General features: G+C 69.7%; 23 protein-coding genes. 18 read left to right on the top strand and 5 right to left on the bottom strand.

Features of this window, described 5'->3' with window-relative positions:
- On the top strand, window positions 1-1,605 hold the full coding sequence (locus tag ACO073_RS13195; RefSeq protein ID WP_421997906.1) for an ABC transporter substrate-binding protein: 1,605 nt from the start codon (window positions 1-3) through the stop codon (window positions 1,603-1,605).
- Between the two features lie 221 nt (window positions 1,606-1,826).
- Here the strand turns inward: ACO073_RS13195 and ACO073_RS13200 are convergent, their stop codons facing one another.
- Together ACO073_RS13200 and ACO073_RS13205 are read right to left on the bottom strand one after the other, a co-directional pair.
- Window positions 1,827-2,087, bottom strand: coding sequence for a hypothetical protein (locus tag ACO073_RS13200; RefSeq protein ID WP_421997907.1), 261 nt, complete (start codon window positions 2,085-2,087; stop codon window positions 1,827-1,829).
- Between the two features lie 2 nt (window positions 2,088-2,089).
- Window positions 2,090-3,382 carry an adenylosuccinate synthase gene (locus ACO073_RS13205; protein ID WP_421997908.1) on the bottom strand — a complete coding sequence of 431 codons (1,293 nt, stop codon included), beginning with the start codon at window positions 3,380-3,382 and terminating at the stop codon, window positions 2,090-2,092.
- Between the two features lie 239 nt (window positions 3,383-3,621).
- Here ACO073_RS13205 and ACO073_RS13210 point away from each other — a divergent pair, with 239 nt between their 5' ends.
- Window positions 3,622-3,873, top strand: coding sequence for a hypothetical protein (locus ACO073_RS13210; protein WP_421997909.1), 252 nt, complete (start codon window positions 3,622-3,624; stop codon window positions 3,871-3,873).
- 9 nt (window positions 3,874-3,882) lie between these two features.
- Here ACO073_RS13210 and ACO073_RS13215 read toward each other — a convergent pair whose 3' ends face one another.
- Window positions 3,883-5,043, bottom strand: a complete 1,161-nt coding sequence (locus tag ACO073_RS13215) for an ATP phosphoribosyltransferase regulatory subunit (protein ID WP_421997910.1) — start codon at window positions 5,041-5,043, stop codon at window positions 3,883-3,885.
- Between the two features lie 134 nt (window positions 5,044-5,177).
- On the opposite strand from ACO073_RS13215, the gene ACO073_RS13220 reads away from it, so the two are divergent.
- The 15 genes from ACO073_RS13220 (at window position 5,178) to ACO073_RS13290 (ending at window position 20,083) form a co-directional block, all read left to right on the top strand.
- On the top strand, window positions 5,178-5,714 hold the full coding sequence (locus ACO073_RS13220) for a sigma-70 family RNA polymerase sigma factor (RefSeq protein ID WP_421997912.1): 537 nt from the start codon (window positions 5,178-5,180) through the stop codon (window positions 5,712-5,714).
- A 63-nt stretch (window positions 5,715-5,777) separates the two neighbouring features.
- Window positions 5,778-6,818: a FecR family protein gene (locus tag ACO073_RS13225; RefSeq protein WP_421997913.1), complete on the top strand. Its 1,041-nt coding sequence runs from the start codon at window positions 5,778-5,780 to the stop codon at window positions 6,816-6,818.
- Between the two features lie 117 nt (window positions 6,819-6,935).
- The gene (locus ACO073_RS13230) at window positions 6,936-9,395 is read left to right on the top strand and encodes a TonB-dependent siderophore receptor (protein ID WP_421997914.1); all 2,460 of its coding nucleotides are present in this window, start codon (window positions 6,936-6,938) and stop codon (window positions 9,393-9,395) included.
- 158 nt (window positions 9,396-9,553) lie between these two features.
- Window positions 9,554-10,264, top strand: coding sequence for a DUF4198 domain-containing protein (locus ACO073_RS13235; RefSeq protein ID WP_421997915.1), 711 nt, complete (start codon window positions 9,554-9,556; stop codon window positions 10,262-10,264).
- 174 nt (window positions 10,265-10,438) lie between these two features.
- Window positions 10,439-10,732, top strand: a complete 294-nt coding sequence (locus ACO073_RS13240) for a hypothetical protein (protein ID WP_421997916.1) — start codon at window positions 10,439-10,441, stop codon at window positions 10,730-10,732.
- 1 nt (window position 10,733) lies between these two features.
- Window positions 10,734-12,275, top strand: a complete 1,542-nt coding sequence (locus tag ACO073_RS13245; RefSeq protein ID WP_421997917.1) for a PepSY-associated TM helix domain-containing protein — start codon at window positions 10,734-10,736, stop codon at window positions 12,273-12,275.
- Window positions 12,268-12,591: a DUF3325 domain-containing protein gene (locus ACO073_RS13250; protein ID WP_421997918.1), complete on the top strand. Its 324-nt coding sequence runs from the start codon at window positions 12,268-12,270 to the stop codon at window positions 12,589-12,591. Before ACO073_RS13245 ends, ACO073_RS13250 begins: the two co-directional genes overlap by 8 nt.
- A 373-nt stretch (window positions 12,592-12,964) precedes the next feature.
- The gene (exbB, locus tag ACO073_RS13255) at window positions 12,965-13,879 is read left to right on the top strand and encodes a tonB-system energizer ExbB (RefSeq protein WP_421997919.1); all 915 of its coding nucleotides are present in this window, start codon (window positions 12,965-12,967) and stop codon (window positions 13,877-13,879) included.
- On the top strand, window positions 13,870-14,283 hold the full coding sequence (gene exbD / locus ACO073_RS13260) for a TonB system transport protein ExbD (protein WP_421997920.1): 414 nt from the start codon (window positions 13,870-13,872) through the stop codon (window positions 14,281-14,283). The genes exbB and exbD overlap by 10 nt, the downstream gene beginning before the upstream one ends.
- Window positions 14,280-15,077 carry an energy transducer TonB family protein gene (locus tag ACO073_RS13265; RefSeq protein WP_421997921.1) on the top strand — a complete coding sequence of 266 codons (798 nt, stop codon included), beginning with the start codon at window positions 14,280-14,282 and terminating at the stop codon, window positions 15,075-15,077. Before exbD ends, ACO073_RS13265 begins: the two co-directional genes overlap by 4 nt.
- A 2-nt stretch (window positions 15,078-15,079) precedes the next feature.
- Window positions 15,080-15,475, top strand: a complete 396-nt coding sequence (locus ACO073_RS13270) for a Fur family transcriptional regulator (protein WP_421997922.1) — start codon at window positions 15,080-15,082, stop codon at window positions 15,473-15,475.
- 81 nt (window positions 15,476-15,556) lie between these two features.
- Complete coding sequence (locus ACO073_RS13275) at window positions 15,557-16,057, top strand: sigma-70 family RNA polymerase sigma factor (protein WP_421997923.1); 501 nt, start codon at window positions 15,557-15,559, stop codon at window positions 16,055-16,057.
- 105 nt (window positions 16,058-16,162) lie between these two features.
- The gene (locus tag ACO073_RS13280) at window positions 16,163-17,122 is read left to right on the top strand and encodes a FecR family protein (protein ID WP_421997924.1); all 960 of its coding nucleotides are present in this window, start codon (window positions 16,163-16,165) and stop codon (window positions 17,120-17,122) included.
- Between the two features lie 101 nt (window positions 17,123-17,223).
- Window positions 17,224-19,659: a TonB-dependent siderophore receptor gene (locus tag ACO073_RS13285; RefSeq protein WP_421997925.1), complete on the top strand. Its 2,436-nt coding sequence runs from the start codon at window positions 17,224-17,226 to the stop codon at window positions 19,657-19,659.
- A gap of 184 nt (window positions 19,660-19,843) precedes the next feature.
- Window positions 19,844-20,083: a hypothetical protein gene (locus ACO073_RS13290; RefSeq protein ID WP_421997926.1), complete on the top strand. Its 240-nt coding sequence runs from the start codon at window positions 19,844-19,846 to the stop codon at window positions 20,081-20,083.
- 12 nt (window positions 20,084-20,095) lie between these two features.
- On the opposite strand, the gene ACO073_RS13295 is transcribed toward ACO073_RS13290, so the two are convergent.
- Window positions 20,096-20,482: a hypothetical protein gene (locus ACO073_RS13295; RefSeq protein WP_421997927.1), complete on the bottom strand. Its 387-nt coding sequence runs from the start codon at window positions 20,480-20,482 to the stop codon at window positions 20,096-20,098.
- A gap of 131 nt (window positions 20,483-20,613) precedes the next feature.
- On the opposite strand from ACO073_RS13295, the gene ACO073_RS13300 reads away from it, so the two are divergent.
- Complete coding sequence (locus ACO073_RS13300; protein WP_421997928.1) at window positions 20,614-21,816, top strand: MFS transporter; 1,203 nt, start codon at window positions 20,614-20,616, stop codon at window positions 21,814-21,816.
- A 12-nt stretch (window positions 21,817-21,828) separates the two neighbouring features.
- On the opposite strand, the gene hemA is transcribed toward ACO073_RS13300, so the two are convergent.
- The gene (gene hemA / locus ACO073_RS13305; protein WP_421997929.1) at window positions 21,829-23,049 is read right to left on the bottom strand and encodes a 5-aminolevulinate synthase; all 1,221 of its coding nucleotides are present in this window, start codon (window positions 23,047-23,049) and stop codon (window positions 21,829-21,831) included.
- Window positions 23,050-23,051 lie beyond the last annotated feature (2 nt).

Here is a 23,051-nt window from a genome sequence, read left to right on the forward strand (position 1 = left end):
ATGAAGCGTCTTGTATTCGCGGCGTTGTTGCTGGGGGCGTCCCTCGCGCCGCTATCGTCCACCCTGGCGCAGGACAAGGTGCTGCGCATCGCCATGACGGCGTCGGACATCCCGACCACGACCGGCATGCCCAACAACGGCTTCGAGGGCATGCGCTTCCTGGGCTTCCCCATCTTCGAGGGCCTGGTCCTGTTCGACCTGACGCGGACCGACCGGCTGGCGACGCTGCGGCCGGGCCTGGCGGAGAAGTGGGAGCAGGCGCCGGACGACAAGAAGACCTGGCTCTTCCACCTGCGCAAGGGCGTGAAGTTCCACGACGGCACGGATTTCAACGCCGATGCCGTGACCTGGAATCTCGAGCGGATCTTCAACAAGGAGAGCCCGCAGTTCGAGCCCCAGGCCACCGGCATCATGCGCTCGCGCGTGCCGATCCTCGCCTCCTGGAAGAAGGTCGACGACAGCACCGTCGCGCTCACCACCACGATCGTTGCGTCCTACTTCCCGTGGATGGTGCCCTACATGCTTCTGGCTTCGCCGGCATCGTGGGAGAAGGGCGGCCATGATTGGGCCAAGGTGGCAATGCTGCCGGCGGCCGGCACCGGCCCGTTCAAGATCACGGGCGTCGTGCCGCGCCAGTCCGTGACCCTGTCGCGCAACGATGGCTACTGGGATCCGGCCCGGAAGCCCAAGGTCGACCAGGTCGTCCTGCTGCCCATTCCCGAGGCCAACACCCGGCTCGCCGCCCTGCGCTCGGGCCGCGTCGACTGGATCGAGGTGCCGCCGCCCGACGGCATCCCGTCGCTGAAGCAGGCCGGCTTCGTGATCTCCACCGGCACCTATCCGCACATCTGGCCGTGGTTCTACAACATGGCCGCCAAGGACAGCCCGCTCGCCGACGTGCGCGTGCGCCAGGGGCTGAACTACTGTGTCGACCGCAATGCCATCGTGACGCTGCTGAACGGCACGGCCGAACCCTCGGTCGGCTGGCTGAAGGCCGACGACCCCGCGTTCGGCAAGCCCGAGAACCGCTACACGTTCGATCCCGCCAAGGGCAAGAAGCTGCTGGCCGAGGCCGGCTACTCCGACAAGAAGCCGCTCAGCTTCAAGGTCATGGTCTCGACCTCCGGCTCGGGGCAGATGCTGCCGCTGCCGATGAACGAGGCGCTGCAGGAGAACCTCAAGCAGGCCTGCGGCGTGGAGGTGCAGGTCGAGGCGGTCGAATGGCAGGTCCTGCTGAACGCCAGCCGGGCCGTGCCCGACGATCCCTCGCTCAAGGGCGCCATGGCGATCAACGTCAGCTCGCCGTCGAGCGACGTTGGCATGATGTACCGCTACTTCGCCGCCGCCAACTTCTCGCCCAAGGGCTCGAACTGGGAGCAGTGGAAGGACGACAAGTTCGAGGAGGCGCTGAAGACCCTGTCGGAAGCGACCGACGAGGCGACGATCCAGAAGAACTTCGCGATCGCCCACGAGCGGCTGGTCGACAACCCGCCGTGGCTCTACATCGTCCACGACCTCAACCCGCGCGCCTTCAGCAAGAAGGTCAAGGGGTTCGTATCGCCTCAATCCTGGTTCGTCGACCTCACCCTGGTCGATCTGCAGTAGCCCGGCCGGCCGCCGAGGCTTGATGGACATTGGGCCGGCTCATTGCTGCGCGCGCCACTCCGAGGTCGTGAAGCTATCGGAGCGCGGACCTCCAGGTCCGCTCACGGTCATGATGCGGACCTGGAGGTCCGCGCTCCAATGACGCGCCACGGGAGTGGCGCGCCCCCGGCAAGATGGCGATGGATCTCAGGTCATCGCGCCGTAGCCCTGCGCGCGAATTCTCAGCGGGCGCAGAGGTACGGCAGGTTGGCCACCAGCTCGACGGAGCAGACCTGCGCCGGGTAGAGAAGCCTCACGGCGATCAGCACGGCGACGAGGAAGAGCGCGGGGCGAAGCAGGCGCAGCACCGTCGGCACCACCAGCCGGACGACGACATAGGCGGCCAAAAGGCCGACGATCACCGCCAGCACGCGATACTGCGTGCTCCAGGATTCCCAGCTTCCCAGGTCGGCGCGCGCGAGCAGTTCCTTGAGGTAATCCAAGGTCAGTCGCGGAACGGATCCGTCATCATGATCGTATCCTCGCGCTCCGGGCTGGTGCTGAGCAGGGCCACCGGGCAGCCGACCAGCTCCTCGACTCGACGCACGTACTTGATGCACGTCGCCGGCAGTTCGGCGAACGAGCGCGCGCCGCGCGTGCTCTCGCCCCAGCCCTCGAAGGTCTCCCACAGGGGCTTGAGCTTGGCCTGCGCGCCCATGGTGAAGGGGAAGCGCTCGATGCGTGTGCCGTCCAGCTCGTAGCCGACGCAGACCTTGATCTCCTTCAGCCCGTCGAGCACGTCGAGCTTGGTGAGCGCGATCCCGTCGATGCCGTTCAGCTTCACGGCCTGGCGCACCATCACCGCGTCGAACCAGCCGCAGCGGCGGCGCCGGCCGGTGTTGGTTCCGAACTCCATGCCGCGGTCGCCCAGCAGCTGGCCGATCTCGTCCTTGAGCTCGGTCGGGAAGGGGCCGTCGCCGACGCGCGTCGTGTAGGCCTTGGCGATGCCCAGCACGTAGCCGACCGAGCCGTTGCCCATGCCGCTGCCGATCATCGCCTGGGCCGCCACCGTGTTCGACGAGGTGACGAAGGGGTAGGTGCCATGATCGATGTCGAGCATGGTCGCCTGCGCGCCCTCGAAGAGGATGCGCTTGCCGGCGGCGCGCAGCCCGTCCAGCCGCTCCCACACATCCTCGGCGAAGGGCTGCAGCTTGGGCGCCAGCGCCAGCAGGTCGGCGGTGAGCTTCGCGGCATCGACCGGCGGCTTGCCGAGCCCGGCGCGCAGCGGATTGTGATGGGCGAGCAGGGTGTTCACCTTGCGCGGCAGGATGTCGGGCTCGCCGAGGTCGCCGACGCGGATCGCGCGGCGGCCGACCTTGTCCTCGTAGGCCGGGCCGATGCCGCGCCGCGTCGTGCCGATCCGGATGATGTCCGGCGCATCCTCCCGCCAGCCGTCCAGGTCGCGGTGGAGCGGCAGGATCAGCACGGCATGGTTGGCGATCTTGAGGGTCTGCGGCGTCACCGACACGCCCTGGCCCGAGACCCGGCTCACCTCCTCGAGGAAATGCCAGGGATCGATCACCACGCCGTTGCCGATGATCGAAAGCTTGCCGGCGCGCACCACGCCCGACGGCAGCAGCGCGAGCTTGTAGGTCTGGTTGCCGATGACCAGCGTATGGCCGGCATTGTGGCCGCCCTGGAAGCGCACCACCACCTCGGCCCGCTCCGACAGCCAGTCCACGATCTTGCCCTTGCCCTCGTCGCCCCACTGGGCGCCGATCACTGCCACGTTGGCCATTGCCCTCGTCCCATGCCCGTTCCAGGCCGTTCGCGCACACGAAAACGCCTCCCCGGCGCGGTCCCGGAGAGGCGTGAGCGTGGTTAGCACGGGAGAGGGAGGAGGGCGAAGGGAAACTTCCGCGCAGCCTGTGGCCATCACGAAACTTCGGGACGTTCTGTGCGATTTGCCACAGAACGCGGATACGGCTTTCGGCTCCACTTCCAATGCGGCAATAGCGCCGCGAATTTGGGGGTAGCATGGCCAAGATTGCGGGGGACGGGCCGCAGAAGCCGCGGAAGCGGCGCCTGACGGCGAAGCAGAAAGTATCCAGCCTCTACCAGCTCTGGCACAGCCTTCAGGACATGAAGGACGAGGCCGCCAGCATGAAGGACCAGGAGCTCAGCCTGCTGATCGGCATGATCGAGCTGCTGGTCGAGGAGCGGACGGCCGGCCTGACCCTGCCCAACGGCCGGGCGCTGGCCGCCGCCGATACGACAAGCCCCAACTGAACCGGGCCGCTACAGCGGCACGGCCTCGCCGTCGACCAGGGCGTGGCCGCACTGCATCCGGCGGGCCTCGGCCCGCGGATCCGCACAGGGCGCTACGCCCCGGACCACGGCATAGCCCTTGGCCTGCCAGGGCCCGGCCTCCCGCCACGGCGTTCCGGACGGCATGAAAAGGCGCGGCCGGACAGGGGCCGCCTGCGATGCGGCCAGCACGGCGTCCATGTAGAGCGTGAACCCGGTCGCCGGCTCGCTGACCCCGTCCTCCGGGTAGCCCGCGGAGTAGCGCCCCCCGCGCGCCAGTTCCTGGCGCCCGGTCAGGGCAAAGACCGAGAACGACACGCCGGTCTGGTACTCGAGGCCGCGATATTCCACGGGATCGAGCGTCACCGGCAGGTCCTCGTCGGCCGCCCGGACCAGTTTCACGACCTCGGCCAGCCGCGCGGCTTCCGCGGCCGCCGCAGCCGGCAGCTTCAGTGCCAGCAGGCGCGCGATACCTGCCTCGGCGGGGCCGGCCGCACGCTGGAGGCCGACGAAGAGGTCGGCGGCCTTGGTGTTGCCGGCCAGGGCCTTGGCGACGTCGCCCTCGTCCTTGCGATCGAGGGCACGGCGCAGCCGCCGCAGCGTCTCGGCCGGCAGCTTGAGGCCCGCCCCCACGGCCGCGACGAGGGTGGGGAGGTTCAGGTCCACGGTGAGCGCGGCTACGCCCACCGCCCGGAGCGCATCGACGGCGAGCAGGACGGCCTCGGCGTCGGCTTCGGCGGAATCGACCCCGATCAGCTCGGTGCCGACCTGGGCGAACTGGCGTTCGGGCTTCAGGGCGCCGCCGCGGACCCGGATGACGTTGCCGCCATAGGAGAGGCGCAGAGGCCGCGGCTCGTGCTTCAGCCGGGTCACGGCGATGCGCGCCACCTGCACGGTCATGTCCGGGCGCACGCCCATCATGCGCTGCGAGACCGGGTCCATGAGCCGGAAAGTCTGGGGCGCCAGCGCGGCCCCCGGGCCGCCGAGCAGCGATTCCTCGAATTCGACCAGGGGCGGCTTGACCCGCTCGTAGCCGAACGCCGCGAAGCGCTCGATGGCCACGTCGATTGCCCGGGCTTCGCGGGCGGCGTCCGGAGGCAGGAGGTCGCCCAGGCCGGCGGGAAGCAGGCCGCGATGGTCGTTGTCGTTCATGGCGCTGGTTGATAGCCGATTCGTGCCTTTCGCGTCATGACAATGGATGGGATTGCGACTAAGTCGCGTTATCTCTAGAGTTGCCGGGCCGGTCCGACGAGGGCCGGTGACGTTGGGGGATCAAGGCGCTTCCGGTGCGATCGAAGACCACGGATCTTTTCGTCGAGCATCGCCGCTCGCTCGTCGAGTACGCGGCCAGCATCGTGCAATCGCGGTCTCTTGCCGAGGACGTCGTCCAGGAGGCGTGGATGCGTTTCGACGACGCCGCCCGCCGGCATCTTTTCGACGAGCCGCTGAGCTACCTGTACCGCATCGTAAGAAACCTGGCGCTCGACGGTTGCCGAAGGCGCGCCAGGGAGGGAAGGCACGTCGTCGAAGGCGCCGACCTCGTGGCGGCAGCGGTGGCGGAGGACCGGCCCTCGCCCGAGGCGGAGGTCGTGGCCCGATCGGAGCTCCGCCTGGTGCGGGAGGCGATGCTCGAACTGCCGGAACGGACTCGGATCGCGCTCGAAATGCATCGGTTCGGCGGCGCCACGCTGCACGAGATCGCGGACTTCCTCGGATTATCGGTGGGGCTGGCGCATTCCCTGGTCGTGCAGGGACTGGATCACTGCCGGGAAAGGCTCGTCCGGCGCGGGTCGACGTCGGTCTCCCGCCGCGGGAAAAACTGAAAATCGGGCTGCCTCCATCGTGTAGGGAGTGACGTGACCTCCGGTCACGTGACGGAAAGAGGCATGGCGGAAACATCCAAGCCGGCGAACGACGGCGGGCCAACGACGGCAAGCGCCTGGCTGGTCGCCCTCGCGGAAGACGGGGACAGTGACGAGCTCCGGCGCCGTTTCGAGCGGTGGCTGGCGGCCGACCCGGTCCATGCTCGCGACTGGGAGGAAATCTCGCGCACCGCCGAACTCGTGCGCTCGGGTCCCCCCTTGCACGAGCAGGAATGGGGCGCATTCCTGCGGCAGCGCCGGGCGGCGCGGTCGGTCGCGCAGGCGGCGACGGTGCACGCGGTGCCGGCGGCGCCCGCCCCGGTCGCGCGCGGCCCGTTCGCCGCACGCCGCGCCTTCCTCGTCGCGGCGCTCGCGGCGGCGGCCTGCCTGCTTCTGGTGGTGGGCACCCCGCTGCTGACGCGCTTCGGTTCGGATTTCGTCACGGCGACCGCCGAGCGAAGCGTCGTCGATCTGGTCGACGGCACGCGCGTCCATCTCGGGCCGGAGAGCGCCCTCGACGTCGCCTACGACCGCAACGCCCGGCGCGTGCGGCTGGTCCGGGGGCAGGCCTTCTTCGAGATCGCGGAGGATCATGCGCGTCCCTTCGTCGTGTCGGCCAAAGAGGTCGAGGTTCGCGACATCGGCACCGCCTTCGACGTCCGGCTCGATTCGAGCGTCACGGACATTGCGGTGCGCGACGGCATCGTCGAGGTGACGGCGGCCGGAACCACGAGGTCCGTGGCGGAGCGGCTGGAGGCGGGCGACTGGCTGCGCGTGCCGCGCTCGGGACCGATCGAGCGTGGCCGCCTGGCAGCGGACGCGGTCGCCGCCTGGACGCAGGGCCATCTCGTCGTGAAGAGCCAGCCGGTCGCCGAGGTTGTCGCTGCGCTGCGCCCGTACTTCGACGGGCTGGTCGTGCTGCGCGGCGCCTCCCTGGCCGCCCAGCCGCTCACCGGCATCTACAACCTGTCGGACCCGGTCGAGGCGCTGCGCGCCGTCGCGCGTGCGCAAGGGGCATCCTTCCATCGTCTGACGCCCTGGCTCGTCGTCATCGCCGGCGACTGATCGTCGTCAGACAAAAATTGAAAATGGATTCCGGCGCCGTCGTCTGATGATCGGAGGCGGACGTCGCATCGCAGTCGCACGCGCGCTCGGCCACAACGCAAACGGGGAGCGTTTCGAATGCGAGCGATCGCGGCTGCGCGGCATGCAGGTGCCATCACGCTGATCCTGCTGGCCGGCGTGGGGCCTCTGGTGGACGGTCGGTCGGTCTTGGCGCAGGAGGCGCCGGCAGCAGGCCCGGCGTCGCGCGTCCGCAGCTTCGACATCGGCGCACAGTCGCTGGCCGACGCTCTCGCGCAGTTCGGGCGGCAGAGCGGCCTCCAGGTCTCGGTCCATGGCGACCTGGTGCGGGGTCTGACGACGCCGGGCGTCAACGGCACGATGTCTTCCCAGCAGGCGTTGAGCCAGCTCCTGGCCGGCACGGGCCTCGTCTTCTCCATCAGCGGCGGCGGGACCGTGACCCTCCAGAAGCCGGGCGCCGGCCTCGCGCCCGGCATCATGCAGCTCGATCCGGTGCAGGTGCAGGGCAACACCGTGCCGACTCAGGCGATGATCGACAACATTCCGCCGCCCTATGCGGGCGGCCAGGTCGCGACCGGAGGCCAGCTCGGCCTGCTGGGCAATCGCGACGTCATGGATACGCCGTTCAACCAGACCAGCTACACGGCGAAAAAGGCGCAGGACCAGCAGGCGTCCACCGTCCGCGACGTGCTGATCGACGATCCATCGATCCGCAGCTACTTCCACGACGGCAGTGCCGGCGTGGATGCCTTTCGCATTCGCGGCTTCCCGGTCACCGGCAGCTCGGGCATGACCTACGGCGGCCTCTACGGCATGCTTCCCTACACGTCCGTCATGGCGGAGATGGCCGAACGGATCGAGGTGCTGAAGGGCCCCTCGGCCTTGCTGAACGGCATGTCGCCGGCCGGCAACATCGGCGGCACCGTCAACGTCGTCCCCAAGCGCGCGCCGGACGAGCCGCTGACGCAGGCGACCGCCAGCTACGGATCCACGGCACAGTTCGGCGGCCACGTCGACCTGGCGCGGCGGTTCGGCGACGAGAAGCAGTTCGGCGTGCGCTTCAACGGCGTGTTCAGGGCAGGCGAGACCGCGGTCGCGAACAACACAGACGAGCGGGCTCTCGGCGTGCTGGGCCTCGACTTCCGCGGCGAGCATGTCCGCCTGTCGGCCGACCTCGGCTATCAGTATCAGTATATCGGCGGACAGATTTCCTACCTGAGCCTTGCTGCCGGGGTGCCGCTGCCGTGGGCGCCGAATGCCCGCACCAACCAGGGACAGCCCTGGAACTACATGGCCCGCAAGGACCTGTTCGGCGTGATCCGGGCAGAGGTCGACCTGACGGAGCGCATCACGGCCTACGCCGCCTTCGGGGCGCACGACAACCGGCTGCTGGGCCTCTATTCGATCACGAACACGATCACCAATGTGAACGGCGCGGCGACCGCCACCGCCCCGGTGAACCGGAGCTGGTACACGACGGAACTGACGGCGGATGGCGGCGTGCGGGCGCTGACCGACACCGGTCCGATCGGTCACGAATTCGCCCTGACCGCCACGACGTACGAATACGTCGTCGGAAACGGCAGCGTCCCGGCCGCGGCCTTCGCCACGAACATCTACAATCCGACGATCGTCGCGCAGCCCAATCTGCCGATGCCGGCCTCGAACAAGGTCGGGACCCAGAGCCTGTCGGGTCTTGCCATCGCCGATACCCTGTCCGCCGCGGACAAGCGCATCCAGCTCACGGCCGGCCTGCGCCTGCAGAACGTGACCTCCACCAGCTACAACTTCACGACGGGCAAGCCGACCTCCGGCTACGACCAGAGCGCGCTCACGCCGGCCGTCGCGCTGGTCTTCAAGCCCTGGGAGAACGTCACCTTTTACGGCAACTTCATCCAGGGCCTGCAGCCGGGATCCGTCGTCGGCACGACCTTCGCCAATGCCGGTGAGATCTTTCCGCCCTTCGTCTCGACCCAGTACGAGGCCGGCGTGAAGGTCGACTGGGGCAAGTTCACGACCACCGCCAGCCTGTTCCAGATCACGCAGCCCAGCCTGCTCACCGACGTCGCCACCAACACGCAGTACATGGGCGGCCAGCAGCGCAACCAGGGCCTCGAGCTCAATGTCTTCGGCGAGCCGCTTCCGGGCGTGCGGCTGCTGGGCGGGGCCATGTTCCTCAATCCCGTGCTCACCCAGACCCAGGGCGGGACGACCGACGGCTGGATCGCGCCGATGTCGCCGCAGCTCAACGTCAATCTGTCCGGCGAATGGGACCTGCCGTTCGTCCCGGGCCTGACCCTGAACGGGCGCGTCGTCTACACCGGATCGCAATACATCGACACGCTCTTTCCCCGTCGCAGCCTGCCGGCATGGACACGCTTCGACCTGGGCGCCCGCTATGCGTTCGACAATCCCGCGGCCAAGGGAAAGCTGCTCGTCGCGCGCCTGAACGTCGAGAACGTCCTCGACGCCAACTACTGGGCCGGCGGCTTCAGCGCCTCCACCCTGTCCCTGGGCGCGCCCCGCACGTTTCGTCTCTCCCTGACCGCGGATTTCTGATCGCCGCCGGTGTCGATTCTCCGGTGAGGCTCGCTCCGGAAGCCGCAGGGGACCCGCAAGCGGTCGGCTCGTATGCCTCCCCTGCAAGAAGAGGGTGAAAGTCGGGGCTTCTCGTTCGTCCAAGGAGAGGAAGGGACAGGGCTCCCCGGAGGTGTTTCGTGAAGCAAGTCATCGGTGCCGCAGCGGCCGTCATCTGCCTCCTGGCTGCGGGAGCGGCGTCGGCGCACCATATCTGGCTGGAGCCCGACGGCGCGGGGCTTCGCCTCTCCTTCGGCGAGTTCGGCGACAACCTGCGGGAGACGTCGCCGGGCCTGCTGGACAAGGTCGAGCCGCAGGCCAGGATCGCGGCGGAAGGGGCCGGACGGCCGCTCGCCCTGTCCAAGTCGTCGAACGGCTTCGCCGTCGCGATCGAGGCGACGCCGTCGGGAGCCGTCGTGGCCGAGGACGTGCGCTATCCCATCTTCGAGCGCAAGGGGGAGGGCGGCACGACGCGGTCCGTGTGGTGGCCGGCGGCCCGCTTTGCCGCCAGCGCCGCGCCCGTCAAGCCGGTCCTGACCCTGGACGTCGTTCCGGCCGGCGACGGCCGCTATCGGGTCTTTTTCCAGGGCAAGCCTCTGCCCAAGGCGAAGGTCGAGGTCATCGCGGCCTTCGGCTGGACCAAGGAGGCGCGCACGGACGAAAGCGGCTCCTTCGCGGTCGCCCTGCCGTGGCGCGGGCTCTACGCCTTCGAGGTTCATCACATCGACAAGGCCGCCGGAAAGCGCGGCGACGAGGCCTACGACAGCGCCAACTACGTCACCACGCTGACCTACGTCCAGCCGAGTGGCCTCGACATGCCGCCGCTGCCGCCGGCCGCCAAGCCGAATTGAGGGCGGCGACACAAACGAACGCCGCATCCTTCAATTTCGAACAAAAAATGCTGTGCCCTCGGTCGTCATAAGGATGTGGGGCACGCGCAGAGGGCTGGAGCCCCTTTCGTCGTTTCCGCCAGCCGCTCCGAGGCTGGCGCTGGGGAGCAGGGTGCGGTGCAACGCAGGACGGCCATGGCCACAACCTCGATCGTGCTGCGTGTCGTGGCAGCCTTCGGTGGGGGCTACGTCGTGGCGGCCGGCCTGGCGGCCCTGGCGGCGGTGATCCTGCCGCGCGCCACGGCGATGCTGCGCAGCGAAGCGGTCGTGCTGGCCTCCATGCTGGCCTTCCTGGTCTATCTGGGCGTGCTGATCTGGGCATTCGCGGAACGGCGGCTCGGACGCCTGTGGCTGGTGGTCGTCGTCGCCGCGGCCGCCTCCTGGCTCGGTGCCTGGGGCATCGCCAGCGCGGCCGCGCGCGGAGGCTGACATGGAACAGGGCTTCCGCGCCTCGATGAACGGGCTTCACACCTGGGCGGGCGTCATCCTGGGTGGGGTTCTGTTCGCGATCTTCTGGATGGGATCGCTGTCGGTCTTCGATCGCGAGATCGATCGCTGGATGGCGCCGATGAGCCGTCTCGCGCCGCCCGGGCAGGAAAGGGCATCGCTCGAAACGCTGCGCCCCCTGTACGACGAGGCCGTGGCTGCCAAGGCGTCGACCTGGTACGTCATCTTCCCGACGCCGCGCGAGCCGGCCCTGAGCGTCCTCTGGCGGGTCGGCGGGCGCGACATCGTTCGCTTCGTCGATCCGGCGACAGGCGCGGCGCTGCCCGAGCCCGGCACGCTGGGGGGGACCCGCTTCATCTATCCCTTCCACTACATGCTGCACATCCGGCTGGCGAACCTCGGCTACTGGATCGTCGGCCTGGCGGCGATGGCGATGCTGGCGCTCTGCGTCTCCGGCGTCGTCATCCATCGCAAGATCTTCACCGACTTCTTCACCTTTCGCGCCGACAAGAAGCCGCGTCGGCTCCTGCTCGACCTGCACAACGTGACCGGGGTCCTGGGACTGCCGTTCCACTTCGTGATCACGCTGTCCGGCCTGGTGATCTTCTGGTCGACCTATTTCCCCCTGTCCTGGCAGATGGCCTATCAGGGCGACCGTCAGGCGATGGTCAGCGAGACCTACGACATCTTCAGGAGGCCGAAGGCCGGCAGTCCGGGCGGCCTGGGCTCGCTCGACGGCATGATGGCCGAGTTGCAGCGCCGCTGGGACGGCGGCACGCCGCGCTATGTGTTCGTCACCGGTCTGGGCGACGCGGCGGCCGTGGCCCAGTTCGGACGCATCGAGGATGACGCGGTCGAGGGTTGGACCGACATTGCCTTCTTCGACCTGATGACCGGCGCCTTCCTGCACGAGCGCCGGGAGTCGGCGCCGGTCATGACGGCGCAACGGTTCATCACCGGCATGCACATGCTGCCGTTCCGCCACTGGACCCTGCGCTGGCTCTACTTCGGACTGGGGCTGATCGGCTGCGTGCTGATCGCCACCGGCTACCTGTTCTGGCTGGAATCACGGCGCCGGCGGCATGCCGATCTCGGCCTGCCCGGCGTGCGCATCGTCGAGGGGCTCGCCATAGGATCGGTGACCGGCATCCTGATCGCCACGTGCGCCTATCTCGTGGCCAATCGCCTGCTGCCCCTCGGCGCGACGCTGCTCGGCGTCGAGCGCGCCGCCCTCGAGGTCTGGACGTTCTACCTGGTCTGGCTGGCGACCTTCGTCCACGCCTGGGGACGGCCGGGACGGGCGTGGGCCGAGCAATGCGGTGCGCTGGCGGCCGTCGCCATCGCCGCTGTCGCGCTCAACTGGATCACGACCGGAGACCATCTCGTCCGGAGCCTCGTGCACCGGCATCTCTGGCCGATCGCCGGCATGGACCTCGTGCTCCTCGTCGGAGCCCTGGCGGCCGGCTTCGCGGCGCGGCGGCTCTCGCGCCGCCGGCTGGCGGCGACGCGGGTGCGCCATGCCTGAGGCGGTCCTGCTCGCTGCCGTGCTCGCTGCCGTGTACGGCGGCTTCGCCACCCTGGCGATGAGCCAGGACCGCCACTGGCATGCGCTGGGCGGCGGCCGCCACTGTCCGCGCCGGGCGCGGATCGTGTTGCGGCTGGCGGGCTACGGCCTGCTGTTCGTCGCCCTGGTCCTGTCGCTGGTGCGCGACGGTCCGGCGTTCGGGTCGCTGCTCTGGGCAACGGCCGTGGGGGCCGGCGCCCTGGCCGTCGTGGCCACCCTGTCCTGGCGGGCACGCTGGCTGCGTCCCGCCCGGTCTCTCGTTCAACATATCGGCTGAGGGTCGAGTTTTCATGCGTCTCGTTGTTGCGATCTCCTTCCTTCTGGCGTCGTTGTCCGGCCCGGTCCTGGCCCAGACCGGCGGCACGGCGAAGCCTCCGGCCGCAGAGGCGGCGGCTCCGGTCGCAACACCGCCTGCATCGGCCGGCGCGCAGCCGGCGCCGACCGCTCCGAGTGCCGGTCCTGCCGCAGGCACGGCGTCGCCGCCGGCGCAACGGTCTCCGACGACGACGCAGTCCGCGCCGAGCCCCGCAGCGGCCGCGCCGACTGCCGCGCCGTCCCCGGGTGAAGGCGCCCCGACGGCCAGCCAACGTGTTCCCACCGCTCCCCCGGCTGGCCAGGCCCCGGCCGCCACGCCATCCGCCGGTGCAGGGGTGCCGACGACCGGCCAACGCGTTCCCGCCGCTCCCTCGACAGGCCCGGCGCCGGCCGCCACGCCGGGAGCTCCGATCGCGCTGCAACGCAATCCGGCCGCCGGGCCAGCGGCAGCGCCGGCTTCGCAGCAGCCCGCCTCGACGACCGCCCAGCCTGCCCCGGTCGCCGGCCAGATGCCCGCGGGCGAGGGGCCCCCACCCGAAGGCGAGGCGGTGCCGGGCCTGCCGCCGGCGGAGGGAGCGGCAACGGCGGGACCCGCGGACACCGCGCTCCTGCCGCGCGACCTGTCGGTCTGGGGCATGTTCCTTGCCGCCGACTGGCTGGTGCAGGCGGTCATGGTCGGGCTGGCCGCCGCCTCGGTCATCACCTGGACCGTCTTCCTGGCCAAGAGTCTCGAGATGGCGGCGGCCTTCCGCCGCCAGCGGGCGGTCCTGCGGGCGGTCGACAGCGCCCCGTCGCTCGACGCGGCGCCGGCCGATCCCCTGGTCGACGCGGCGCGGGCCGAGCGCCGGCTGTCGGGCGATGTGCAGGACGACCGTGACGGCGTGAAGGAGCGGGTGGGCTCGCGGCTCGAACGGCTCGAGACGGCCGCCGGCCGCCGCATGCTGAAGGGAACCGGCGTGCTCGCGACCATCGGCGCCACGGCACCCTTCGTCGGCCTGTTCGGCACGGTCTGGGGCATCATGAATTCCTTCATCGGCATCTCGCGCGCCCAGACGACCAACCTCGCGGTCGTGGCGCCCGGTATCGCCGAGGCGCTGCTGGCCACCGCCCTGGGTCTCGCCGCCGCCATCCCGGCGGTCGTCATCTACAACCACCTGGCGCGTCGCGTCGCGGCCTACCGTGCCCTCGTCGGCGACACGTCGGCGGCCGTGCTGCGACTCGTTTCCCGGGAGCTCGGCAAATGTCGGTAAAGCTCGATCACGGCGAGGACGAACTCACCGAGACCCACGAGATCAACGTCACGCCGTTCATCGACGTGATGCTGGTGCTGCTGATCATCTTCATGGTGGCCGCGCCGCTGGCCACCGTGGATGTCCCGGTCGAGCTGCCGTCGTCGACGGCGGAACGCCGCCCGCGGCCCGATACGCCCCTCTACCTGACCTTGAAGAGCGACCTGTCTTTCGTCCTCAAGGACCAGCCGGTCAGCCGCCAGGGGCTGGCCGGAGCCCTCGACCAGGCCACCGGCGGCCGCAAGGAGGAACGCATCTTCCTGCGGGCCGACAAGACGGTGCCCTACGGCGAGCTGATGCAGGGCATGAACCTGCTGCGAACGGCGGGCTACCTGAAGGTGGCGCTGGTCGGCATCGAGCAATGAGGGAAGGCGCCCGCTGGGTCGGCAGTCTCGTCTTCGTGCTGGCCCTGCACGCCGGCGCGGTCGGGCTGGCGCTCGGCTGGAGCCGGCCCGAGATTCCGGCAGCGCCGCCGCCGGCGGCCGTCATGCTGGACATGGCGCCGATGCCTGCCGCGCCCGAGGCGACGCCGAACGACGCGCCGCCGGCGCCCGAGCTCAGCGAGGCCGTGCCCGACCCGGAGGAGCCGCCGCCGCCGGTCGATCTCAAGCCGACTCCCATCGAGATCGAGACGGCCCTGGCGCCGCCTCCGGTCGTCGTGCCGCTGGCCGAGGTCGTGCTGCCCGAGCCGGAGCCGCCGCCGCCGGTCGACCTCAAGCCGCCGCCCGACAAGCCCAAGCCCGTGGAGCGTCCCAAGCGGCCGCAGCCCAAGCCGCGTTCGGTGGCGGCCGCGCCGCAGGCGGCTCCCGACCAGAGCCAGCGCGCCGCGGCGCCAGCCCCCGGAGCCTCGCCGCAACCGCCGTCGGCGGCGCTGCCGACCTGGAAGGGCCTGTTGCTGCGCCATCTCGAACGTCACAAGCGCTATCCCTGGGAGGCGCAACGGTCGCGGCACGAAGGCATCGTCTATGTGCGCTTCACCATGAGCCGCGACGGGCGCGTACTGGCGCTGCGCATCGAGCGCGCTTCCGGCCACGCATCGCTCGATCGCGAGGGGATCGAGCTGCTGCAGCGCGCGCAGCCGCTGCCGCCGCTGCCGTCGGACCAGCCGGGCGAGTCGCTGGAGCTCATCGTGCCGATCCAGTTCTATCTCAAGCGGTAGCCGTGACGGAGCTCGAGGACCTCTGCCTTCGCAAGGGGCTGCGCCTCACCGAGCACCGCCGCATCGTGCTCGAGATCCTCGATTCGGCGACCGATCATCCGTGCGCGCGCGAGATCCATCGACGGGCGGCCGACGGCCATCGCATCGGCCTGGCGACGGTCTATCGCACGCTGAACAGCCTCACCGCAGCCGGCGTGCTGACGCGCCTGACGCTGAGCGACGGCCGGACGCGCTACGAGCGGGCAGGGGCCTCGCATCCACATCTGATCGACGTCGACACCGGCGAGATCCTCGCCCTCGACGAGGACGAGCTTGCCCGGCTGATCGAGGACACGGCCACCAGCCTCGGTTTTCGCCTCGTCGGGTATCGCCTGCGCATGTTCGGGGTGAAGCCGTGAGCGCCGGGGTTGCCGGTCGGCGAAGCCTGGCTTATAAATCAATTGCGACTAATTATCAGTTGAAGACAGCGCCGCCCTGCCGTGACCGCCCCGTCGTCTCTTGCCCTCTATCTCTCGCTGCGCGGCGCGCTGGTGAACTATGCCAACGGCATCGTCGGCGACCGGGCCCAGGCGGAAGACGTGGTGCAGGAGGCCTATATCCGCTTCGCCGCAGCGGACGCCGCGCCGATCGCCCATCCGGCGAGCTACCTGTACCGCATCGTCCGCAACGTCGCGCTCGACTGGGTCCGGCGACCGTCGACGGAGCCGCTGTCCGCCTTGCCGCACCGCGCCGAGGAGATGCCGCACGATGCGCCGACGGCCGAGCGTGTCGTCCTCTATCGCGACGAGCTGCGCGTTCTGAGCGAAGCGCTGGCCGAACTGCCCGAGCGGACCCGCCGGGCCTTCACCCTCTACCGGCTCGAGGGCCAGACCCTGCAGCAGGTCGCCGACCGGCTCGGCATCTCGGTGGTGCGGGCGCATCAGCTGGTGAAGGAAGCGCTCCTGCACGGCGCCCGGCGCCTCGAGGGGCTGGACGACTGATCCCGACGTGGAAGTCTTTCCGACGTCCCCTTAAAAGCGGGTTCTGGCTTTCGTCTGATGTCAGGCAGGTTCCCGCGCGTGCGCGGGCGAGCGAGGATCCCACCAGTGACGTCGACGGCAAACGAGGATGAGGCGCGCGAGCGGGCCGTCGACTGGCTGATGCAGGTCCAGGCCTCGCCCGATGATGCCGAACTCCGACGCGACCTCGACCGGTGGCTGGCGCAGAGCCCGGTGCATCGCCGAGCCTATGCCGGAGTCCAGCGCGTGTGGCGGGTCGCGGAAGGGCTCCCGGGCGAGGGCGATCCGGCTTCGCCGGCCGCCATGCCGATGGCGCGACCGGGCCGTCTTCGCACGACAGGCTGGAGCCTGGCGGCCGCGGTTGCGATCGCCGCGTGCCTGCTGCTCGTCGTCCTGCCGGCGATCCAGCTGAGGTTGGAAGCCGACGCCATCACCGGCACGGCCGAGCTGCGCGATCTCGTGCTCGACGACGGAAGCGAGGTCCATCTCGATGCGGGGAGCGCGGTCGCCATCGACTATGGCGAAGCGCGGCGGCAGGTGAGGCTCTTGACCGGCGAGGCGTTCTTCGAGGTCGTGCACGGAACGCGACCCTTCGTGGTTCGGGCGGGCGGCGTGACCGTCACCGTCGTCGGCACGGCCTTCTCGGTACGCGCCGGCCAAGAGGCGGTGGCGGTGGCCGTGCGCTCCGGGATCGTCGAGGTGAGGGTGGGCGGCCGGCCCTTGCCGGAGCGGCTGACGCCGGGCGAGCGGCTGCGGATCGACAGCACCGGCGGGGTCGAGCGCGGCGAGGTGGCGCCGGGCGACATCGCCGCCTGGCGGCAATGGCGCATGGTCGTCGACGGCATGCCCCTGACCGACGTCGTGGAGACGCTCGGCCGTCACTACGACGGCATGATCGTGCTGCGCGATCCATCACTGGCGGCGCGACGTGTCACGGGCGTGTTCGACCTCGGCCGCCCCATCGAGGCGCTCGAGACGGTGGCGCGGGCGCAACATGGCTCCATCACGCGCATCACGCCCTACGTCACCCTGGTCTCCGGTCCGTGAAGGCCGCACGGCGACTTAGAGAAAAATCGAGCAGCTCGCCTTAAATCGCTCTCCGCTCGCCCGTCTTCTGCTCATCACGTTTGCTTGAGTGGGGAGAATTCGTGGCATCGGTCGATCGTGGAAGTGCCGCTGCGGTGGCGCTCGTTGCACTGGCCCTCGCCGGCCCGTCGAATGCACAAACCGCGACGCCGCCGCTCGCTGCACCGCTGACCGCGCAGGCCAGCCGGGTCGTCTCCTTCGACATCCCGGCGCAGCCGCTCGGCCAGGCGCTGACCGCCTTCGGCCGCCAGGCCGGGGTCCAGATCGCCGTCGATTCGGCAGCCGTCGCCGGCCGGAGCAGCGCGGCGGTCGCGGGCTCGATGACCCCCGAGCAGGCACTGCGGCAGCTCCTCGCCGGCACCGGTCTCACCTTCCAGTTCACCTCGCCCAACGCCGTCACGGTGGCCGGCGTCACGACCGCACCGGGCGCGCTCCAGCTCGACCCGGTGCGCGTGCAGGCGAGCGCGCCGCCGCCGCAGGCAGAGATCGGCAACCTGCCGCCGGCCTTTCCCGGTGGCCAGGTCGCGCGCGGCGGCAAGGTCGGCCTGCTCGGCAACCGCGACTACATGGACACGCCGTTCAGCGAGACGGTCTATACCGAGCAGTTCATCAAGAGCCAGCAGGCGCGCACGCTGACCGACGTGGTGGCGAGCGATCCGACCGTGCGGTCGGGCTTCCCGGACGGCAACTCGTTCGACGACCGAATGATGATCCGAGGCGTGACGGTCACCAATCCCAATTACGGGCTGGGCGGCCTGTTCGGCATCGTCCCGGCGGAAGCCGACATGACCGGGATCGAGCGCGTCGAGGTGTTTCGCGGGCCGACGGCGTTCCTGAACGGCGCGCTGCCCGGCGCCGTGGGCGGCACGATCAATCTGGTGCCCAAGCGCGCCACCAGCGAGCCGATCACGCGCGCCGTGGCCATGTACCAGTCGTCCACGCAGTTCGGCGGCAGCATCGACTTCGGCCGGCGCTTCGGACCCGACGACAGCGTCGGCCTGCGCCTCAACGGCACCTACACGAACGGCGACACGGCGATCAACAACCAGGCGGCCGAACGGCTGGCGCTCACCGCCGGCTTCGACTTCCGCGGCGAGAACACGCGCATCGATGCCGATATCGGCTTCCTGCGGCGCGACGTCGACGCCTTCCAGGGCGGCATCTTCCTGTCGGCCGGCGTGCAGCTTCCGCCGGCGCCCAACGCCGCCAACAGCTCCTACCAGCCGTGGGAGCGGCTCCAGGGCAACGATCTCTACGGCGCCATGCGCTTCGAGCACGACATCGTCGACGGCCTGACGGGGTTCCTCAAGGCCGGCGCCAAGCGCAGCAACCTCACGACGGTTTTCGTCAACCAGAACATCGTCAACTGGAACGGCAATACCACCGTCCTGTCGTCCGGCCAGTATCTGCAGAACACCGAAGCGCTGTCTCTGGAGGCCGGCGCGCGGGCGGTCTTCAACACCGGTCCGGTCAAGCACGAGGCGGCGCTGGTCGGCGACTACCTGAAGACGCAGAACTGGTCGTTCACGAATCCGCTGACCGTGACCAACAACGCCAACATCTACAGGCCGATCGCGCTGCCTTATCCGAGCTTCTTCGGTTTCCGGCAGAACGCGCCGATGACGTCCGATTCGGTCTTCACCAGCCTCGGCCTGGTCGATGCGCTGTCGTTCGCCCAGGACCGGGTTCAGATCATCGGCGGCGCGCGGCTGCAGCGGCTGCAGACGGCCAACTACAACATCGTGACGGGGCTGCCCTCGTCGGGCAACGACCAGACCGTCGTGTCGCCGTCGGCCAGCATCGTCGTGCGCCCGTGGAAGGAGCTGTCCTTCTACGGCAACTACATCCAGGCCCTGCAGCAGGGACCGATCGCCGGGGCGGGGCTGGTGAATGCCGGCCAGCAGTTTCCGCCCTTCGTCTCGACGCAGTTCGAGCTGGGCGCCAAGCTCGATCTCGGAAACTTCGGGGCGACGCTGAGCGCCTTCCAGATCCAGATCCCGAGCTCGTTCGTCGACACCTCGACCAACTCGCTGGTGACCGACGGCCTGCAGCGCAACCAGGGTCTGGAGTTCACCATGTTCGGCGAACCGATCGACGGGTTGAAGCTGCTCGGCGGCTTCACGCTGCTGAACGCCACGCTGCTGAACACCCAGAACGGCACGGCCAACGGCAACAAGGCGGTGGGCACGGCGCCGTTCCAGCTCGCCCTGACGGCCGACTGGGACACGCCGTTCGCCAAGGGCCTCGGCGTGATGGGCCGCGTGGTCCATGTCGGGCAGGTCTATCTCAACACCGCGAACACCCAGTCCGCGCCGGCCTGGACGCGGTTCGATGCCGGGCTGCGCTATGCCATCGAGCGTTCGGCCAAGCTGCCGCCGGTCACGGTGCGGGCCAACGTCATCAACCTGTTCGACGACAACTACTGGATCGCGACCAGCGGCTGGGTCCTGCAGAACACCCCGCGCACCTTCTACGTCTCGCTGACCGTCGATTTCTGAGGCGCCTCGTCGAGGTCGCGGCGCTTCGTGGGTTGTCGCGGTCCCATAAGGCGCCTGCTCGACGAACTGCCAGGCTACCTCCAGCGTATCGTGCGCAATCCGATGGTCGCCGCCGGCAGACCCACGAACGCCCGTACGTCTCAACCTGGTACCCAAGCGCGCCGGCGACGAGCCAATCAACAGCGTGAACGCTCCCACTTTCGCGGGCTGCATGATCTACACGAGCATGCAGTATCTCGACCGTGCCAACACGCAGAGCATCTCCGGCTGGACGCACTTCCGCCCCGACGGCAAGCCGATCGCCGTGCGGTTCAACGTCGAGAACCTGTTTGATCTCAACTACTGGGCGTCGGCCTCGGTCAACTACGGCCTGGCCATGGGCACGCCGCTCACGTTCCTGCTGTCGCTCAGCACCCAGTTCTGACGGCGCGTCGAATCAGCCGACGACGTAGTCCTGGTACAGCGAGCGGAGGTCCTGGGTTTCCTGCGGCGTGATCTCGCCGTCCAGGACGCGGGCCTCCCAGCTGCGCAGCCGGCGCTTGACGTCGATCGGCGTACGCGGGCTCAACAGCACCATGAAGAGCTGCTCGTGGGGCGACAGGTCGCGGTCGCGCCGGTAGCCGAACGGTCCCGAGCCGGGCGCCGGCGCGGGGGCGGGCACGGCGCGGCTCTCGAGATCGCGCGCCAGCACGTCGTCCCAGCTGAGGCCCGCCTCGCGGATCATGGTCGAGGCGAGCTGGGCGGCCGCCAGCGCCTCGCCGGCATTGGGACTGTCGAGGACCTCGAGGACCTTCACCAGCGTGGTGCGGTTGAATGTCGACATGGTTTCCGCTCCACCACCGCCGACGGCCCGGGGGAGGGCGCACCCGGCGGATGCTTCTTTGACTATTGGATGAGCAGGCGGCACTAAGCCCCCGCAAGATATAGTCGCCCCCTTCTCGAGGCAATCGCACCGTGGCGTCCCGTCCGTCCATCTTTGCCGTCTACCTGGCGGGCCTCGGCAGCTGGTTCGTGCCGCTCGGCATCCAGCAGGTCCTGTTCGCCTGGCTGGCCGCCATCGTCCTGCACATGGACGCCTTCTCGGTCGGCGTGGCGCAGATGGCGCTGATGGCACCCGGCCTGCTGTTCCTGCCGCTGGGCGGCCTGGTGGCCGACCGCGGCGACGCGCGCCGGCTGCTGCTGCGCTACCACGTCCTCTACGCCCTGCCGCCGCTCGCCCTGGCAGGCCTCCTGTCGCTGGGCGAGCTCAGCTATCCGCTGCTGATCGCCTATGGCCTCGCCGCCGGCTCGATCGGCGCCTTTGCGGTCCCGACCCGCGATGCGCTGCTGCCCATGGTGGCCGGAGGCAACCTTCCGCGCGCCGTGGCCCTCGCGACGGCGCTGCAGTTCATCGGCCAACTCGTCGGCATCGCCGCGGCCTCCCAGGCCGACCGGACCGGCGCCGTGCCGCTCCTGGTGGCGCAAGCGGTCCTGGTGCTGGCCGGCGCGCTGGCGGTGAGGCGCCTGCCGGCGCCGCCGCCCCATCCGCCGACCGTCCATCGCGGCTTTTGGCGCAGCATCGGGGACGGCATCGCCGAGGCCGCCCGCTCCGAGCAGATGTGGCCGGTGCTGCTGCTGAACTTCGGCATCGGCGTCTTCTATGTCGGCCCGTTCATGGCCGTGCTGCCGCTGGTCGTGCGCGACACCTATCAGGGCGGCGCGGCCGAGATCGCCTACGTCAACCTCGCCTTCTGGGCCGGCACCATCGTCGCGGCCTTCGCCTTCGCCGGGCTGGCGCGGCGCCTGTCGCGGCGCGGCCGTCTGGTGGTCAGCGCCGTCTCGGTCGGCGTGGCGATCCTGCTCGCCATGGCGCTGCGGCCGCCGTTCCTCGCCTTCAACGGACTCTGCTTCATCTGGGGGCTGGGGGCGGGGATTACGATGACCCAGGGCCGGACGATCCTGCAGATCGTGGCGCCGCCGACCCATCGGGCGCGGCTCATGGCGCTGTTCCAGCTCGGCCTGGGCGGCGGCGGTCCGATCGGCGCCTTCATCGCCGGTTCGCTGGCGGCGTTGCTCGGCCTCCAGCTGGCGCTCGTCCTGCCGGCTCTGGCGATGATCGTGCTGATCGCGCTGGTGCTTGCCTTTTCGCGCATCTGGTCGATGCGCACGGTCGAGTAGGTCTCGTCGACCCTACTCGGCCGCCTGGCGCTGCCCGAGCCCCAGGGTTCGCCAGACGTCCTGCAGCGCCTCGACCAGCCGGTCCATGTCGGCGTCGCCGTGCAGCGGCGTCGGCGTCAGCCGCAACCGCTCGGTGCCGCGCGGGACGGTCGGGTAGTTGATGGGCTGCACGTAGATCGAATGGCGGTCCATCAGCAGGTCCGTCGCCTGCTTGGCGAGGGCTGCGTCGCCGACGAACAGCGGCACGATGTGCGTCGACGAGGGCATCACCGGCAGTCCGGCAGCGGCCAGCTTCCGCTTCAGCGAGGCGGCGCGCTCCTGGTGGCGGACCCGCAGCTCGGGATGGGCCGTGAGGTACCGGATGCTGGCCAGGGCCGCGCCGGCGATGGCCGGCGGCATGGAGGTCGAGAAGATGAAGCCCGCGCCGCAGGAGCGGACGAAGTCGATGGTGGCGGCGGTCGAGGCAATGTAGCCGCCGACCACGCCGAACGCCTTGGCGAGGGTACCCTGAACGATGTCGACCTTGGCGAGGGCGCCGTCGCGTTCGGCCACGCCCGCGCCGCGCTCGCCGTACATGCCGACGGCATGGACCTCGTCGAGATAGGCCAGCGCGCCGTGGCGATGGGCGAGGTCGCAGATCTCGCCGATCGGCGAGATGTCGCCGTCCATCGAGTACACCGATTCGAAGGCGACGATCTTCGGCGTCGCCGGATCGGCAGCGGCGAGCAGCTCGGCAAGGTGATCGACGTCGTTGTGCCGGAAGATCCGGCGGCTCGCGCCGGAGTGGCGGATGCCGGCGATCATCGAGGCATGGTTGAAGGCGTCCGAGTAGATCTCGCAGCCGGGCAGCAGCGCGCCCAGCGTCTGCAGCGTCGTCTCGTTGGCGACATAGCCCGAGGTGAAGACCAGGGCCGCTTCCTTGTCGTGCAGGCGCGCCAGCTCCTGTTCCAGCGCCACGTGCAGCGTGTTGGTGCCCGAGATGTTGCGCGTGCCGCCGGCGCCCGAGCCCTGGGCGCCGATCGCCGCCTGCATCGCGTCGATGACGGCCGGATGCTGGCTCATGGCGAGATAGTCGTTGGAGCACCAGACGGTGACGTCGCGCACCGTGCCGCCCTGATGGAAGCGAGCCCGCGGGAAGGATCCGGCCACGCGCTCCAGCTCCGCGAAGACGCGATAGCGGCCCTCATCGTGCAGCCGCCGCAGATGGCCGGCGAAGAATGTCTCGTAGTCCATTG

The organism is Reyranella sp. (genome assembly GCF_965229815.1).
Lineage (GTDB): Bacteria > Pseudomonadota > Alphaproteobacteria > Reyranellales > Reyranellaceae > Reyranella.

Bases quoted from the DNA above. Each gene is read 5' to 3' on its own strand.
- hemA (WP_421997929.1), bottom strand. From the start codon at position 23,049: ATGGACTACGAGACATTCTTCGCCGGCCATCTGCGGCGGCTGCACGAT.
- ACO073_RS13210 (WP_421997909.1), top strand. From the start codon at position 3,622: ATGGCCAAGATTGCGGGGGACGGGCCGCAGAAGCCGCGGAAGCGGCGC.
- ACO073_RS13205 (WP_421997908.1), bottom strand. From the start codon at position 3,382: ATGGCCAACGTGGCAGTGATCGGCGCCCAGTGGGGCGACGAGGGCAAG.
- ACO073_RS13295 (WP_421997927.1), bottom strand. From the start codon at position 20,482: ATGTCGACATTCAACCGCACCACGCTGGTGAAGGTCCTCGAGGTCCTC.
- ACO073_RS13245 (WP_421997917.1), top strand. From the start codon at position 10,734: ATGGAACAGGGCTTCCGCGCCTCGATGAACGGGCTTCACACCTGGGCG.
- ACO073_RS13215 (WP_421997910.1), bottom strand. From the start codon at position 5,043: ATGAACGACAACGACCATCGCGGCCTGCTTCCCGCCGGCCTGGGCGAC.
- ACO073_RS13195 (WP_421997906.1), top strand. From the start codon at position 1: ATGAAGCGTCTTGTATTCGCGGCGTTGTTGCTGGGGGCGTCCCTCGCG.
- ACO073_RS13240 (WP_421997916.1), top strand. From the start codon at position 10,439: ATGGCCACAACCTCGATCGTGCTGCGTGTCGTGGCAGCCTTCGGTGGG.
- ACO073_RS13225 (WP_421997913.1), top strand. From the start codon at position 5,778: ATGGCGGAAACATCCAAGCCGGCGAACGACGGCGGGCCAACGACGGCA.
- ACO073_RS13265 (WP_421997921.1), top strand. From the start codon at position 14,280: ATGAGGGAAGGCGCCCGCTGGGTCGGCAGTCTCGTCTTCGTGCTGGCC.
- ACO073_RS13230 (WP_421997914.1), top strand. From the start codon at position 6,936: ATGCGAGCGATCGCGGCTGCGCGGCATGCAGGTGCCATCACGCTGATC.
- exbD (WP_421997920.1), top strand. From the start codon at position 13,870: ATGTCGGTAAAGCTCGATCACGGCGAGGACGAACTCACCGAGACCCAC.
- ACO073_RS13250 (WP_421997918.1), top strand. From the start codon at position 12,268: ATGCCTGAGGCGGTCCTGCTCGCTGCCGTGCTCGCTGCCGTGTACGGC.